General features: G+C 68.7%; 14 protein-coding genes and 1 pseudogene. 8 read left to right on the top strand and 7 right to left on the bottom strand.

The features are described 5' to 3' along the window. The 3 genes and pseudogenes from AC5L36_RS42815 to AC5L36_RS42805 form a co-directional block, all read right to left on the bottom strand. Positions 1-134 (bottom strand): annotated as a pseudogene (locus AC5L36_RS42815) (DoxX family protein); the annotation flags it as partial. A gap of 32 nt (positions 135-166) precedes the next feature. Next, a complete protein-coding gene (locus AC5L36_RS42810) occupies positions 167-2,179 on the bottom strand; it encodes a hypothetical protein (protein ID WP_441224496.1) in 2,013 nt (670 codons plus the stop codon). 20 nt (positions 2,180-2,199) lie between these two features. Continuing rightward, a complete protein-coding gene (locus tag AC5L36_RS42805; protein ID WP_441224495.1) occupies positions 2,200-2,622 on the bottom strand; it encodes a PadR family transcriptional regulator in 423 nt (140 codons plus the stop codon). A 120-nt stretch (positions 2,623-2,742) separates the two neighbouring features. Between AC5L36_RS42805 and AC5L36_RS42800 the strand changes: the two genes are divergently transcribed. The 5 genes from AC5L36_RS42800 to AC5L36_RS42780 all read left to right on the top strand — a co-directional run bounded on the left by AC5L36_RS42800 (position 2,743) and on the right by AC5L36_RS42780 (position 6,184). Continuing rightward, on the top strand, positions 2,743-3,381 hold the full coding sequence (locus tag AC5L36_RS42800) for a TetR/AcrR family transcriptional regulator (protein WP_441224494.1): 639 nt from the start codon (positions 2,743-2,745) through the stop codon (positions 3,379-3,381). Between the two features lie 178 nt (positions 3,382-3,559). Continuing rightward, positions 3,560-4,027 carry a hypothetical protein gene (locus tag AC5L36_RS42795; protein WP_441224493.1) on the top strand — a complete coding sequence of 156 codons (468 nt, stop codon included), beginning with the start codon at positions 3,560-3,562 and terminating at the stop codon, positions 4,025-4,027. A 201-nt stretch (positions 4,028-4,228) separates the two neighbouring features. Further along, on the top strand, positions 4,229-4,825 hold the full coding sequence (locus tag AC5L36_RS42790; protein ID WP_441224492.1) for a ricin-type beta-trefoil lectin domain protein: 597 nt from the start codon (positions 4,229-4,231) through the stop codon (positions 4,823-4,825). Between the two features lie 322 nt (positions 4,826-5,147). Then, positions 5,148-5,960 (top strand): hypothetical protein, encoded by an 813-nt coding sequence (locus tag AC5L36_RS42785; RefSeq protein WP_441224491.1) that lies wholly within the window; start codon positions 5,148-5,150, stop codon positions 5,958-5,960. Between the two features lie 23 nt (positions 5,961-5,983). Continuing rightward, positions 5,984-6,184, top strand: coding sequence for a hypothetical protein (locus tag AC5L36_RS42780; protein ID WP_441224490.1), 201 nt, complete (start codon positions 5,984-5,986; stop codon positions 6,182-6,184). Between the two features lie 177 nt (positions 6,185-6,361). Here AC5L36_RS42780 and AC5L36_RS42775 read toward each other — a convergent pair whose 3' ends face one another. The 4 genes from AC5L36_RS42775 to AC5L36_RS42760 form a co-directional block, all read right to left on the bottom strand. Next, positions 6,362-7,507, bottom strand: coding sequence for a hypothetical protein (locus tag AC5L36_RS42775; RefSeq protein ID WP_441224489.1), 1,146 nt, complete (start codon positions 7,505-7,507; stop codon positions 6,362-6,364). Positions 7,508-7,511: 4 nt separating this feature from the next. Next, positions 7,512-8,024, bottom strand: a complete 513-nt coding sequence (locus AC5L36_RS42770) for a SigE family RNA polymerase sigma factor (RefSeq protein WP_441224488.1) — start codon at positions 8,022-8,024, stop codon at positions 7,512-7,514. 179 nt (positions 8,025-8,203) lie between these two features. Further along, on the bottom strand, positions 8,204-9,316 hold the full coding sequence (locus AC5L36_RS42765; RefSeq protein ID WP_441224487.1) for an FG-GAP repeat domain-containing protein: 1,113 nt from the start codon (positions 9,314-9,316) through the stop codon (positions 8,204-8,206). Positions 9,317-9,381: 65 nt separating this feature from the next. Beyond that, positions 9,382-10,371: an LLM class flavin-dependent oxidoreductase gene (locus tag AC5L36_RS42760; RefSeq protein WP_441224486.1), complete on the bottom strand. Its 990-nt coding sequence runs from the start codon at positions 10,369-10,371 to the stop codon at positions 9,382-9,384. Between the two features lie 422 nt (positions 10,372-10,793). On the opposite strand from AC5L36_RS42760, the gene AC5L36_RS42755 reads away from it, so the two are divergent. The 3 genes from AC5L36_RS42755 (at position 10,794) to AC5L36_RS42745 (ending at position 14,894) form a co-directional block, all read left to right on the top strand. After that, positions 10,794-12,020 carry a PQQ-dependent sugar dehydrogenase gene (locus tag AC5L36_RS42755; protein WP_441224485.1) on the top strand — a complete coding sequence of 409 codons (1,227 nt, stop codon included), beginning with the start codon at positions 10,794-10,796 and terminating at the stop codon, positions 12,018-12,020. 876 nt (positions 12,021-12,896) lie between these two features. Further along, on the top strand, positions 12,897-13,886 hold the full coding sequence (locus AC5L36_RS42750) for a tyrosinase family protein (RefSeq protein ID WP_441224484.1): 990 nt from the start codon (positions 12,897-12,899) through the stop codon (positions 13,884-13,886). 27 nt (positions 13,887-13,913) lie between these two features. Further along, positions 13,914-14,894, top strand: a complete 981-nt coding sequence (locus AC5L36_RS42745; RefSeq protein ID WP_441224483.1) for a HEAT repeat domain-containing protein — start codon at positions 13,914-13,916, stop codon at positions 14,892-14,894. Positions 14,895-14,915: the final 21 nt, after the last annotated feature.

Below are 14,915 nucleotides of genomic sequence, written 5' to 3'. Positions count from 1 at the left end.
GCCCCGATCACCTTGGCCAACTCGTACGGCATCACGTCGTACGCGTTCACAGCCCGGCCCGACCCGGCAAGGTCACCAACCTTGGCGCCGCCGGCGACGAGCCAGACGGCGGCGAGGCCGAGCCGCACCAGCATGCCGAGCCACGGTCGGCCGCGAGCCCACCGGTTCACCCGCCCACCGGCGCGACGGTGGGCGTCGGGCCGCTCGCCGGCGCGGGTTGGACGAACGGATCGGCTGTCGGGGTGTCGCGGATCAGCCACCGGGCGAGGACCGCGGCGGCGGGGAAGACCGCCAGTAGCACGCCGGGTTGAAACGACATCGCCGCCACGGGATAGGCATCCGCGCCGTTGATGGCCCGCAGGAGGATGCTGGGCACGATCGCCGCGTAGAACGTGGCCGGGGCGAGTACGACCGGCGCCAGGACCGCGGCGACGGCCCATCCGCACCAATGTGCCGCATGGCCCGGCCTGGCCAGTGCGACGGCCGCCGCGCCAACCGCGAACAGCCCGGCGGCCACCCCGACGGCCTTCTCGCCGGCGGCCGTGGCGGCACCGACGGCCACGCTCGCGGCTACGAAGGCGAGCGCGAGCACGACGGTGGCGGCGAGGGGGATGGATCGGTCCCGCGCCGCCGCTGCCGCGAACACCGCCAGCACCACAAAGGCCGCCGGCACTACGACGAGCACGAGCCTGAGCACTGCGGCGCCCGCGGCGTCCGGCGGGACGTCGACCTGGGCGAGTAGCAGCGGTCCACAGGCGGCGGCCACCACCGCGGCGACGGCGTGCGCGCGCCGTACGGTGGTCGCGTCTTCGCCGGCGAGGTCGCCCCTTGGTCCGGACACCCACCACACGAGGCCGATGCCGACTGTCGCGATGGCGGCGGCGGTGGCGGCCGGCAGCGGTCCGTCTATAAGGGACGGACGGGTGAGCACGCCCTCGGCGGCCAGCAGCCACCCGCCAAGGAGCAGGGCCGCGAGTGTCGCGCCGCGACGGCGTGCGGCGACGATCCGCGCACCCAGCATCGTAAGGATCACCGCCCCCCAGCGCAGCTCGTCGGCCGACTCGGCGACCATCGCGGCCACGGCCGCGTCACGGCTTGCCAGCGGCGGCAGTATCGACGCCACGTACACCCAAGCGGCGAGCCCCACTACGACGGCGCCGCCCCCGGTCATGGCCGCGGCGCGCGCCAGCGTCCACTCAGGTGCTGAGCCGCTCGGCGCCGACGCGGTCGCGCCGGGCACGCGGGCGCGAGTGGCAAGCCCGAGGCCGTAGGCGGTCACCGTGGCGCCGAGCAGGAGCAGGACACCCGCGAGACTTTCCATGGCGCTGATCTGCCGAACGCCGACCAGTCCGCCGTCGAGCTGGGTGTCCATGATGGAGGCGATCGGGTCGAAGAACCTGCCTTCGTAGGCGGACTCGGGTGCGGCCGCGAGACCCACCGCCCAGGAGAGGACCGCAATCACGGGCAGGCCGGCGCACGCGAGCGGGACTCCCAGCCGCCAGCCTCGCTGGACGGTGAGGAACAGGACGCCAGCCAGCAGCGGGGCCGTGAGCGCGACGAACAGCAGCGCCGCCATGACATGCCCCTGGGGCATGACCAGGCCCGACAACACGCCCCCGACGGTCGGCGGGGCGCCGGGGCGCAGGCGATAGACGACCGGAAAGGCATCGGCCGGGCCGCTGAGCGCCCACGCGGACACGAGCAGCGGCACGGTCCAATAGACGAGATAGCCAAGGGCGGCACCGGTCGTAACGACTCCAGCGATGCGGATCGGGTGTGCCGTGGACGCGGTTGACCGCCGCCCAGCGAGGTAACACAACGGCACGACCGCCATGCCGAGCAGGACGCCCACGGGTAGGGCCCATGCCCCTGAGGAGGGGCTGAGGCGCAGTGGCCACATCTGGAGGATCAGCACGCTCAGCACCGCGAAGCCGGCGGCCGGGCGCAGCAGTGTCCCGAGCCCTGGCAACAGCTCGCGCCAGCCGCGCAGCCCGCTGCCGTCGTCTGGCGCCGGGCTTGTCGCGAGGCTCAACGCGAACGTGAATCGCCGCGGGCCGGACCGCGGCTCTTCGCGCAGCGCCTCCAGCTCGGCCGTCCACTCGTCACGCTGCTCGTCTCGCAAGGCGGGCGGCCAGCGCCGGGCTGCGCTGTCCACCAGGACGCCGACCAAGGTGTCCAACGCGCGGCTGTCTCCCGCCATCACGCCGGGCCCGGATTTGCGCTCGGACGGGGCAACACACGGCGCCCGCGTCCGCCCATCGCGCCACCGAGCTTTTCAGCGAGCTCGGCGACGCCTTCACGAGCCGCGACGACGCCCTCCGGCGTGAGGCGGTAATAGCGGCGCGCCGGGCGCGACGCGTCGGGGTCAGGCTGCTCCCACTCCGCCCGCACCCAGCCGGCATCACGCAATCGAGTCAGGATCGGGTAGAGCGTGCCGCTCGGCATCGCGGTCGCCCGCATGAGATCCAAGCCGTATCTGTCGGCCGTCGGGTCTTCCAGGAGCGCGGCGAGCACCTTCGCCACACCGGCGGTCACACGCACGTCGCCGGCCATCGCCACCCCGCCCAACTCGGTATCCGAGACATGTCGAGATTCTACATAGCCCACCACGTCGCCAGTCAACTACCTGCCGGGCCGGTCGCCAGGCGTCAGCCATCGATCGGTCGGACGACCGATTTTCCGATAAGCTAGCATTCGGGCGACCGACCGGTCACCTACCGTCGTACACGGAACAGGAGTGCGATGAACGAGGCACCTCGAGACACCGCGACCCGGATCATCCAGGCCGCTCGTTCATGTCTGCTCGCCGACGGCTACGCGAAGCTGTCAACCCGTAGGGCGGCCGACACCGCCGGGGTGCCGCTCAGTCAGATTCACTACCACTTCGGTGGTAAGCAGGGCCTCGTGCTCGCCCTCCTGGAGCACGAAAACCGGCAGCTCATCGAGCGACAGAAACAGATGTACGGCAGCGACATCCCGCTGTGGAAGCGGTACGAGCAGGCCTGCGACTTCCTCGACGAAGACCTCGCCTCGGGGTACGTACGCGTGTTGCAGGAAATGATCGCAGCCGGCTGGTCGGACACGGCGGTCGCCCAGCAGGTGCTCGAACTACTGCGCACATGGCTGAGCCTGCTCGAAAGCGTCGCGCGCGAGGCGGAGGAGCGCTTCGGCAGCCTCGGGCCGTTCACGGCCGGTGAAGTCGCCATGCTGATCGGGTTGTCGTTCATCGGCGGTGAGGCCGTGATCCTCCTCGGCGACGGGGCCACGTCCCGCAAGGCACGCACGGCGCTCCGCAGCGTTGGCAAGCTCATCCGGGCGGCCGAGGGAAAGCCGGCGCCGCGCACTCGGCACGCCGCGGCCCGACCCCGCAAGAGCCGCTGACGCGTCACCACGACGGCGAGCCCTGACCACCACTTGAAACCGCCGCGTGACCCGCTCGGGCGGCTCGCGGTCCAGCGGCAAGCCGGACTGGGGCTCTGCCCTCCTGTGACGACCGCGACGCCGGCAGTGTGTCACATGACCAGGTTGGCACCGCGGTACCACCCAACAATCATGGATCATGAAAGTTATTGCCAATTGGCATGGCCAGGGTCGCCGGGTCGTCATGGCGGCGTTCGCGCTGTTCGCGACGATGACAGTGGCGATTGCGTCGGCACAGCCAGCCGCCGCCGATCCGCCGTACGCGAAACCGAATCTGAAAGTGTTGTCGTGCGGCACGTTCGATGATCCCGTCAACTACGGCGACGGCATCGACTGGTACAAGTTCCGCTTCACGTACACCAACAACGGCCTCGTCGACACACACGCCGGGTTCGACGTTCAAGTGCTCTTGGTGTGGTCCGCGACGGGCGGCGCGGAGTCAGCCGTCGAATACCGGCAACCCAAGATGGTGAAGGGTGAGGTCGTCACCCGGGAATTCTGGGTAACCCGAAACGTCGTGACCTACGGGCTGGCCAGTGTCTGGCTCGATTCCCAGACCTCGATCGACGAGTTCGGTCACGAGGGCGACAACTTCTGCTCGATCTAGGAGACCTTTCAGGGTCGGGGTTAGGGCGGGCGTGGGCCGGTGGCGGCCCGCCGGCCCACCACGCACGTTGCCGCCGAAGTTGAGGGTTTTCCCTCCTGTCACGCGGACCCAACCACTGCCAGGTTTGGAACGCTGGCATCGGCTCTGGCGCCGACGGACATGCTCTTGTCCCACAATCACACTCAAGGGAGCTCTTCGCACATGCTCGATATGTTGACTGCCCCCAGCCGCCGCCTACTGGCGATCCTCCTCGCGACCCTCGCCGCCGTCGCGACGACCGTCGTAGCCTCGGCCACCATTTCCCCGGCGCGGCCGGCAGCGGCGGGGCAGATCTCCACCAGCCCGGCATGGTCCAAGCACATGATGATCATCAGCAACGCGAACGGCCCAAACCTGTGCCTGACCCCCGACGGCGCAGGCTACATCAACGCCCTGCCCTGCACCTGGCAAAACGAACAACGGTGGGACGCAAACGACAGCTGGCAATTCGCGTTCGGCGGCAAGACCGTCAACCGCCAGGGCCACCCGGACATGTGCCTCGGGGGCTTCATTCACCCGTGGACCACCACCGAGTGGCTGCGCCTCAAACCCTGCGTCAGCGACTACACCCAGGACTGGGTATTCGACTTCGAACCAGGCACGAGCCGCGTCCGTATCATCAACTACAAGTCCAAGAAGGCCGTCACGATCGGTGCCATGTCACCATCCGGCAACGGCGCCCCGCTGACCCTCATGCCGCAGCGAGAAGAGTCACCGGCCCAAACCTTCTCCATCGACAACTGCTACGCGTGCGGCTGACCCCTCACTTCCAGGTCGCGGCAAGTTGAGGGATCTCCCTCCTGTGCCCCGGGTCGCATGCCGTCAAACTGCGGTTGCTTGTGCCACCGGGTTGATCATCAAATTTGGAGTTTTCGTGAGGCTACTTGGCAGGGCGGCGACCGCCGGGCTCGTCGGCGCCGCCCTTCTTGTCCTGTCCGCGCCGGCAGGTGCTGCTCCAGGCGATACCCACCTGGTTGACATAGAGAGAGCGACAGCGATCTGCGTCGGAGCTGCCGCCGAATATCGGATCAGTCTGAGCGTGGCGAACAAGGATCCGCGTAACAGGACCACCCTAGTGGGTGTGACCGTGCTGCCTGACTCCCACCAGGATGTCGAGCCGATCGTCCTCGGTGCCGAGGGTTCCGGCAGTGACCGAGCAATCATTCCCGTCGTCCTCCCAGGATCGGCCCAGAGCGCACGGATCAGATTGGACTTTTCGTGGCCTGGAGGCGCTGAGAAGACCCAGGCATTTCAGGAGATGCAGCTTGATGGCGACTGCGACTCCCAGACGACGGAAACGCCGGTCACAACGGTGACGGGGGACACTGCCGTGTTTTTCGTTTTGGATGCGAAGGCCAGATGCGATGTGCGGACAGGCCGATATCGGATCGAGTGGGCCGTGAAGAACCTCAGCGCCAGCACCGTTCTCACCCTGGATTTGGCTGGCGGGTTCGGGGTCTCCGGCATCAACACCGCGGTCGTGACCCACGAAGGGCAGGAGTTCACTCGGACCCTGCGCCTCGAGCCGCAATCGGCAACCTTCGTGCACATCCTCCTGCCCGCCAACGCGATCGTGGCCCCCGGAGGAGTACGGCTCGACGCGGAAGCGACATTCGGTGATGGTGGACGCTTGCAGGGCAGCTCCACAGCGGAGGTGCCGAGCGAGCCCTGCGTCGCCCAAACCTCGGAGCCATCGCCAACCGCGGCTGCGCCACAGCCGAGCTCGACGGCCAGCGGCGGTCAACCACAACCCACGACAGCCGCGCCGAGCGGGGCCGGCGACGAACTACCGGTCACCGGCTTCGCGGCAGCCAGCGTACTCACCGCGGCGTTCGCCGTGGTCACAGTCGGAACTCTGCTCCTGCTGTTCGGCCGTCGTCGCCTCGGTGACTAGGACGCGTCGCCATCGCGGCCGGCGTGTTGCTGACACCGCCGCGGTCCGATGTCGTGCTTGGACTGCCGGCGTTGGTGGTCCCCCTGCCGTGTGCCTTGGAAGCGTACGTCTCGGCGCTGGACCCGAAGGCCGTGGGCGCCAACCTCGTCGGCGTCAGGCCGCTGGGGTTCGCCGAATCCTTCGGCTTCGCTGAGGTCGATGGTCAGGTCGAGCAGGCCCGCTGACCGCGGCAACCTGCTCACCGTCATGCGCCACTACCAGGTCACCCTTGGCGCTCGCACAATGGAGTCGCCGTCGAGAAGTAGCGGCCTACACTGTGGACATTCCCGCGCCGCAGGTGGCCCTTCGCGAAACCCGCGCCGCCGCCCGAGCCGGATACGGTCGGGCGGCGGCATTGTCCGTCAGGCCGCGGGAAACCAGGTGCCGGCTTTCTTGAGGTCGGCGAGGGTGAGGCTGTCGACCACCTTCAAAAGCTCCCGCTCCGGGAGCGTCTTGGATGGGTCCTCGACCACGAGGTAGAACTCGTTACCTGGCAGCCTCTTCATGCACCAGTGCCGTCCGGCGTCGCACCGGCTGGTCTGCTTGACCGCGTCCGGCGGCGGGGTGTCCACCCACAGGACGCTGATCAACACCGAGGTGACGGTGCGGTCGTATTCCAGCTCACGCGGGGCGGTCAGCAGTGCCCCCGGCGGCTGGGGTTTGGCGTAGACGAGCGTCGTCATGCCGCGGTTCTCGGCGGTCATGCTCTGGCCGCTGATCCCCTGTAGGGTGAATCCGGCAGGCAGGTATCTGGGCCGAAATGGCACCTTGGCCGACACCGGGCCATCAGCCAGCACGGTGAAACGCTCGGCGATCTCGACCTGGTCAGCGCCTGGAAACCCGGGGCCGTCAGCGGCTAGCTGAGGTTCCAGCACGGCCCAGGCGTCCGGAGCGTACTGCCAGGCCAGGCCGGCCCCGACGACGATCTCCGGTGCGGAGTCCTTACCGACCCCCTTAGGGCGCTCGGGGTTCCAGCCGTCGAGCGGCTTCCGCGCCACCTCGATGTGGTAGGCGTCCCGACCTTGCACCGTCAGCTTGGTGCCGGTCCGAAAGCCCGCCGGGTCGAACCTCCGCGGCTGGTACACCGTCATGGTGCCGGCGTACTCGGTGGTCACCTTGCCCTTGGCGTCCGTGACATCCCGCAATATGCCAGCCTTCTGGTGGTCCGGGGTCACCTCGTCCGGCGCCAGAACGCGGTAGTTGTCGACCTTGTACCTACCGAAGGTGAAGGTGAAGGGCGGCGACGGCGCCGGCGGCGACGATGACGACGGCACCACCACCGGCAGCAGCGCGGTGACCGACCTCTGGTTGCCGGCCACGGTCAGGTTTACCGAAACCAACACCCCCACGGTCGCCACCGCCGCGGCCACCATGCCGGACCCACCCAAGCGCACCGCGAACGCACGCCGCTTGCGCCGCCGGCCGGCGGCGACGACATCGTCCACACTGTGGCGTCGCGGCGGCATGTCGCCCCTAGCCGTCAGCAAGATCTCGCGAATGTCGCGCATTGTCTTATCCCTCCTCCGGTTGTCCGACCAGTGCGATGTCGTCAGCCACCAGCAGCCGGCGCAGGGTCGCCAGCCCACGCACGGTCTGGCTGGTGACCGTGCCGGGGCTGCGGCCGAGCGCCGCGGCCGTATCCTCGACGCTGAGATCGGCGTAGAAGCGAAGCACCAGCACCGCCCGCTGCCCGGCCGGCAGCTGCCGTAGCGCGTGCCGTAGCCGGATTGCCTCGGTGACCGCATCGGACTGGTCCGACACGACGACGTCTGGCAGGGCCTCGCTGGCTGACCACTCCCGCCGCCACGGGCGGCGGGACTCGTCGACCACCGCCCGCATCACCATCCGAACGATGTACCGCTCGGGCGAGTTGACCTTGTCCCAACGCACGTACAGCTTCGCCAGGCACGTCGACACCGCGTCTTCCGCGACCTGCCAATCTCCACACGTCAGGTACGCCAGGCTGCGAAGCATGTCCATGCGTGCGGCGACGAACCGTCGGAACTCCTCGTCGTCCGGTTTCACTCGGCACCGCCCCTTCCGTTGGCCATAAGACGGAGGGAACCGGCCAGCGCACTGCATCGAACGGCGAGGAATTCTTCACGAACCCCGGCCGATCGCCGCCAGTCACAGCGGACCACGCACACAGCGGTGGCCCAACCCCGCGAAGGATTGGGCCACCGCGTCTGCCCGGGTCGTGCCGCTCAGCTCGTGCCGGGATTGGTCCGGATGGTGAGTTTGGCCGAGCCGGAGGCGACCACCGCCAGGTCTGGCCGGTCGCCAGCGTCCAGGTTGGCCAGGATCAGGTCGTGTGGCTGATCTCCGGCCGGAAGCCGGCGGACGTGTACGAACGTGTCGTTGTCGTTGCGCAGGATCGAGACGTCGTCCGTATCCTGGTTCGCCGTCGCCAGGTCCTGGTCGCCGTCGCCGTCCAAGTCAGCCGCCGCTATGCCGCGAGGATAGTCACCGGTCTGTACGACGAGCGGCGGGTCGAAGGCCGCGTTTCCGTCGTTGCGCAACAAGGAGACGTTGTTGCCGAAGGTGTTCGTCACGGCCAGGTCGTTGTCGCCGTCGCGGTCGAAGTCGAGCGCCACGATGTCCCACGGCCCGTCGCCCCCGCGATGCCAGGTGTATGGCGCGAAGCTGCCACCACCGCTGTTACGCAGCACGGTGACGTTGCCTGACCAGTTCGTGTAGGCGATGTCGGCGTCGCCGTCGCGGTCCAAGTCGGACACCACGATGCGGACGGCGACGTACCCGTTGCCGTACTGACCGCCGTAGGTGAGAACACCGGTGCCGTCGTTGTAGAACGGTGTGGCGGTGAAACAGTTGGTGGTCGCGGCGACGTCGGGATGGCGGTCGCCGTTGATGTCGCCGACGGTAACCCCGGTCACCGTGTAGCACGCGTCGTAGTCAACCGGCGGATCGAGAGTGCCGTCACCGCGACCGAGCAGCACCGAGACCGTGCCGGGGATGCCGGCCAGCCCGACCACTACGTCGCCGTGGCCGTCCCCGTTGAGATCGGCGCCAGCCAGGTCGGTCAGCGAGGCGTCGCCGAACGGATTGGCCGACTGGACGAGCGTGACCCGCCCCGTCCCGTTGTTGCGCCAGGTCTGGATTCGCCCCGATCGGGAACCGACGACGATGTCGTTGTCACGGTCGCCGTCGAGATCGGTCGCGACGATCGCTTCCGCCTCGGCGGCGAGATCGTACGTGTAGGTCGCCGCCTGCGCCGGTGTGCCGACGGCCGCGACCGCCAGCACCGCGACGCCAGTGACGGCAAGGAATCGAGTTCTGGATGGGAGAAGTGCGGTCACGGTTGCTCTCCTCGACGCTGGGTTGATCTCCTTGGAGCTTGGCCGGCACCAGCCCGCACCGCCGCCTACGGCGCAGCGGCGCGCAGAGTCGCTTCGATCTGTTCCCATGGCAGGCCCGGTGGGATGCCGACCATGGTGATGTCCACAGCGTCCGCCCACCGCTGGAGCTGTCGCTGGACACTTGCCTCGTCGCCGTACGCGGTGAATTCGTCCAGCAAGGCTTGGGCGTCGGGCGGCACGACGCCGGCCCCAGGCGCATGGGGCGGGTTCGCGGCGCGCACGAGGTCGACCTCGGCGCCGAGTCCCTGTGCGGCGATCAGACGCGGGTAGACGTCTCCCATCCGCGCCAGGTATTGGCTGGTGCACGCGGCGGCGACGGCCCGCGCGGCGCCGATGTTCCGGTCCACGACGGCGACGGGCCCGGCCGCGATGGTGACGGCCGGACGGTGACCGTCGACGGACGCCCGGCGCCGCCCGATTTCGGCCGCGAGCTCCCGGCACCGATCCCGCCGCAGATATATGGGGTACCAACCGTCGGCGAGGTCGGCCACTACCGGCAGGGTCCGCGCACCGGTAGCCGCGATCCAGATTGGCAGCTCTGCCACGGGCGGGAGGCCAAGCCGCAGGGGCCGAGCTCCAGGTGTCGCCGTTACCGGTGCCCGTTCGCCGGCGAGCAGAGCGCGGACGGTGGTGGCAACCTGCCGGAGCCGGCCGGCCGGGTTCGCGAATTCGACGTCGTGCCAGCCTTCCACGAGCTGCCTGGTGCTGGCGCCCAGTCCGAGGACGAAACGGCCCTCGGAGAGCTGGTGTAGGGTGACCGCGCTCATCGCGAGCGTGGCAGGGCTACGCCCCCACACCGAGAGGATGCCGGCGAGGAGCGTGATCCGCGTCGTTTTCGCGGCGATCTCGGCCAGCACGATCGTCGCGTCGAGGCCCCACCCTTCGGCCACGGAGAAGACCTCGTAGCCCAGGTCTTCGGCGAGGCGGGCGGCTCGCACGATCACGTCGCGCCGGACCTCCATCGGCGTCAGCGCGACACCGCGCCGGGCCGCCATCACCGGGTCACCGCCGCGTCCGCGTGCTTTGCGCCTCGGCGCGTCATCTTCAGGCGGCTCGGCGTCGTCGCGGACTTCGCCATCTCGGTGTCGACGAATCCAAGCCGCACGGTGGTAACCCTCACGCCTGTCCCCAACTTCCTGCCAAGAGCTGGTGAGTCTGTCCGGAGGGCCGGCCGGCCGCCTGATCCCGGACGATGTCAAGGGAGGCGACCCCCATCTGGCTCCAGGCCCGGTCGGCCGACCGACCGGTTTCTGATACTAGCAGCCCGCACGGCGAAGCCGCGATGGCGAGGCAGACCGCCGGGCAAGGGCGGTGACAACCAACCGTGGTGCGGGAGTTGGATATTGGCACGAGTCGATGTATCGTGGGAACGCTCCCAGATTGCGTCCTCCAAACCACTTGCTCGAGGAGCTGAAACATGTCGCGACGGCGTTATCGCCCGGCCTCCATGCTGGCCGGCCTGCTCGTTCTGGCCCTTTCTGCGCTCCTGTTGCCAACGGCGTCGGTGGCCGGCACCGCCACGGCCGGCACATCCCGCACCAGCGCGGTGCCACTCGCTGAGCTGACCGTGGTATCCGAACAGGTGGCCTTCGGTCTGCGGCGTCCGATCGCGCTCACCGGGCTGCCGGACGGCCGGATGCTGATCGCGGAGAAGGACGGCACCGTCCGCGCCTACCACCCCGACACCGGCTTGGCGGCTGACCCGGTGCTCGACCTGTCCGCCCGGATCGACACGTCGGACAACGAGCGCGGCCTCCTCGGCATCACGCCCGCGCCGAACTTCGCGCGGACCGGGATCCTCTACGTGGCCTACACGAGCCTGCCGGCCGGCGCGCTGACCCTGGCGCGCGTGCCCATCGGCGCTCCCGACCGGGTGCAGGTGCTGCTCACCCAGGAGCACGCCGAGTACGGCAACCACAACGGCGGGCAGGTGGCGTTCGGCCGCGACGGCTACCTCTACTGGTCCCTCGGCGACGGCGGCCACGCGAACGACCCGTTCAAGGCGGGCCAAAACCTCGGCACCCTGCTCGGCAAGATCGTGCGGATCGACGTCAACCGCACCTGCGGGGCGAGGCCCTACTGCGTGCCCTCCGACAACCCGTTCGTCCGCACGCGCGGCGCGCGGCCGGAGATCTGGGTCTACGGGCTGCGCAACCCGTGGCGGTTCTCCGTCGACAAGGTCGACAACTCGCTGTGGATCGGTGACGTCGGCCAGGGCCTGATCGAGGAGATCAACCACATCCGCCCGTGGCAGCGTGGGGCGAACCTCGGCTGGTCCTGCCGAGAGGGCACCCCGGTGTTCGACCAGACGCAATGCCGGCCGGGCGTGCGCTACACCGACCCAGTCTTCGAGTACGAACACTTCATGACGGAGAGTTGCTCGGTGACCGGCGGCGTGGTGTACCGAGGATCTGCCACGCCGGAGGCACAGGGCACCTACATCGCGAGCGACTACTGCTCGACGCTCGCGTTCGCCGTGCGGCCCAAACCCACGGGCGGCTACGAGTCCGCCATAATCGGCAACCTCCCCACCCAGCCGACCGCGATCGACGCCGACGTCAACGGCGAGCTGTACGTGCTCAGTGACCTCCCGGGATTTATGAGCCGGATCCGGTTCGAGCGGGTCCAGCCGCAGAACACCTGAGCAATACCTCCGCATCCGCAAGACCTTGGGGACGGCCGCCTCCGGGCGGCCGTCCCCGGCTCATTTCCGCGCGATGCCCGTCGTGGTCCATGCCGCTGCTCCCGCGGCCTCACCCGTTCGCCGCTGGTCGCGCTTACCCCGGCGGCCGCGCCGGGACAGCCTTCCCGACAGATCAGCCGCGGCCGGTCCGCGAAGGCCTTCAGTCGTAGATCGTGGACCGCGGGCCTGGCAGCGGAGGCCGGGGTTTCGGCGAGCGCTGCGAGCCGCCGGCCGCAGCGGTCTCCGGCGGGAGCGGCGGCCCGCGGCTGACGCGAGCCCGGGACACCTGTTTCGAGCGGACCCTGACACCGAAAGGTCTAGATTCCTATTAGGACACAGATCCGAGCTACCGCGTTGTCCGCCGTCCAGACCGCTGCTCCCCCGGTCGGAGATTGCGGCGTGTTCGCCCGGCGGAGGACTCGAACGTGATAAGAAGATCACGGGATTGACAAGCGGTGTGCGCACCCATTCAGCGAATCGTATTTTCACCCCTATAGGGGGCGGCAATTCTGTCCGTCTGGGCGTTGGTGAGGAGGCTTCATGCAGATCGACCTTACTATCGCTCATGCGGATGCGGCCGGTAGAAACTACCTGACCTGGACGCCCGTCCGGGCCACTATTCGCGTACTCGACGACAACGCTGGCGCACCCGTCCCGCTGACGGTGAGCAACGACAACCCAGCCGTGGGCGGCCAGCTCGAGTTCGCCGGCCACCGGGATCAGCCCCGGGCGCCCTCGTTGGACCTGGTGCTCGCGCCCGGCGCCGCGTCCGTCGACTTCTGGGTCGCCGCGGTGGTGGGCAGGCCGAGCAGCAGCGACGGCGACGCGGTCATCCGGGTGACGAGGGCGGGCGAGCAGCAGGCGCTCGTCTCGAAACCGGTGATGGTCCGCGTTCGGAAGGACGCGAACACGCTAAGCGCCGGCGAACGGGACCGGTTCACGACTGCGCTGGCCACGTTGAACGATCAAGGCGCCGGGCTGTTTCGGGACTTCCGGGAGATGCATCGGCAGCAGGTCGCGCTCAACCAGGCGCACGGAGCGCCAGGTTTCCTGTCCTGGCACCGGGCCTACCTGCTAGACCTGGAACGCGAACTTCAGCGGATCGATCCGAGCGTCACCTTGCCGTACTGGCGCTTCGACCGCCCGGCACCGAACGTGTTCACCGTCGGCTTCATGGGTCACACCAGTCCGCTGGGCAATGTCTCCTTCAGCGCGACCAACCTGCTGCGCCACTGGCGCACCGACGGAGCGACGGGAATCACGCGGCAGCCGTTTTTCGACGTGCAGAACGCCAGCGCGCCCGTGGCCGCCGAAAGCGCCACGCTGGGCCTCGGCGGCCAGCGCCCGAATGCCGTCTTCGACAACGGCACGGATTCGGGCGGGTTCGACGACATGGAAGGCAACCCGCACGGTTGGGCGCATACAAGCTTTGACGGCTGGATTCGCTCGGCCGGTACGGCGCCGCGGGATCCACTGTTCTTCCTCCTGCACTGCAACGTCGACCGGCTATGGGCCAAATGGCAATGGTTCAACAACCGCTTCGACGGCACGCAGCCGAATACGTACTTCTTTCGCGGCTCGGCCAGCTCGGCGTCCGCCACCGACATCGGCCACAACCTGCTCGACACCATGTGGCCGTGGAACAACGTCACGGGCTTCCCACGGCCGCAGAACGCACCGCGAACCCCGTTTCCGGCTGTACCGACCGCGACCGCGCCCAGCGCCACCCCGACCGTCGGCGAGATGATCGACTACCAGGGATTCCTGGACGCGGGGTCCTACATGAACTTCGCCTACGACGACGTCCCGTACGGCGTCGCGCCGTAACGCCGTACAGCAACGACAGGGGGACACGTGTCCGACCAAGCAGCCCGAAGGCTCAACGAGGAGACGAGCCGCGAGGTGAACGACGCGGCCGCGGCACATCGCCAGTACCTGTCCGACCTCGCGGCGACCGCGGCGGCCAGCCGAGCCGGCCGGGCCGCGGAAGAAGGCCTCAGCCCGGACGCGGACGAAGAACCGGCGATGACGGTCCTGACCGACACCACGCTGCCTTCGGAAACCCGGGTCGAGGTGATGCGGCGCCTTTCCGGCACGATCACCCGTCAAGCCGAGTACATCGAGGCGCTCCTCCGCATCGTGACCGATCGCGGCGACAGCCCCGCGGTGCGGCGAGCGGCACTACAGACCCTCGACAGCGCCGCCTTCCAGGTGGTGCGTTTCCAACCGCACCAGCAGGCGTACGACGACGCGCTGCACGACCTCGTCGACGATCCCGACCCGCCGCTGCGCGAGACCGCCGTGAGCACTCTGGCGTTGCAGCACGATCCGGTCGTCCAGGACACGTTGATCCAGGGACTCCGGGGCGACGGTCCCCTTCCGGTCGAGCGCGAACGCGCCATCATGCTGCTCGCCGAAGACGATCACCTCGACAACCTGCCCTGGCTGCGGGAGATGTACCGCGGCGGTTCGGAGGACGCACGGCAGGCGGCCGTCCGCTACATGGGCTCCTATCCGGACGCCCAGCAGACCCTTGAAGACGTTCTCCGAAACAAGAACGAGTCGGCGGAGGTGCGCCAGCAGAGCGGAGCGTCGTTGCGCCACCTCGCACCGGATCGGTTCGAGGCCGTCGCCAAGGCCATCGCGACCGACCAGACCGACGATCCGCGAGTCCGCACCGCATGCCTGACGACGCTTCAGCATCTGGGCGACACCGAACATGTCTACGCGGACACGGAGTTCGTCGATCGCGTACGGGTGCTCAGCGACGAAGAATCCGTGCCCGATCTCGCGCGGGCCGCACGCGATCTTCTCCGCCGCAGGCCCGCGCGATGAGCGAGCGTGGTGAGCCAACCA

The sequence above is a fragment of the Phytohabitans sp. LZ39 genome (assembly GCF_059359075.1).
The sequence above is the reverse complement of the archived record's forward strand: the minus strand, read 5'-3'. Positions and strand labels throughout refer to the sequence as shown.

Bases quoted from the DNA above. Each gene is read 5' to 3' on its own strand.
- AC5L36_RS42800 (WP_441224494.1), top strand. From the start codon at position 2,743: ATGAACGAGGCACCTCGAGACACCGCGACCCGGATCATCCAGGCCGCT.
- AC5L36_RS42795 (WP_441224493.1), top strand. From the start codon at position 3,560: ATGAAAGTTATTGCCAATTGGCATGGCCAGGGTCGCCGGGTCGTCATG.
- AC5L36_RS42790 (WP_441224492.1), top strand. From the start codon at position 4,229: ATGCTCGATATGTTGACTGCCCCCAGCCGCCGCCTACTGGCGATCCTC.
- AC5L36_RS42775 (WP_441224489.1), bottom strand. From the start codon at position 7,507: ATGCGCGACATTCGCGAGATCTTGCTGACGGCTAGGGGCGACATGCCG.
- AC5L36_RS42760 (WP_441224486.1), bottom strand. From the start codon at position 10,371: ATGGCGGCCCGGCGCGGTGTCGCGCTGACGCCGATGGAGGTCCGGCGC.
- AC5L36_RS42755 (WP_441224485.1), top strand. From the start codon at position 10,794: ATGTCGCGACGGCGTTATCGCCCGGCCTCCATGCTGGCCGGCCTGCTC.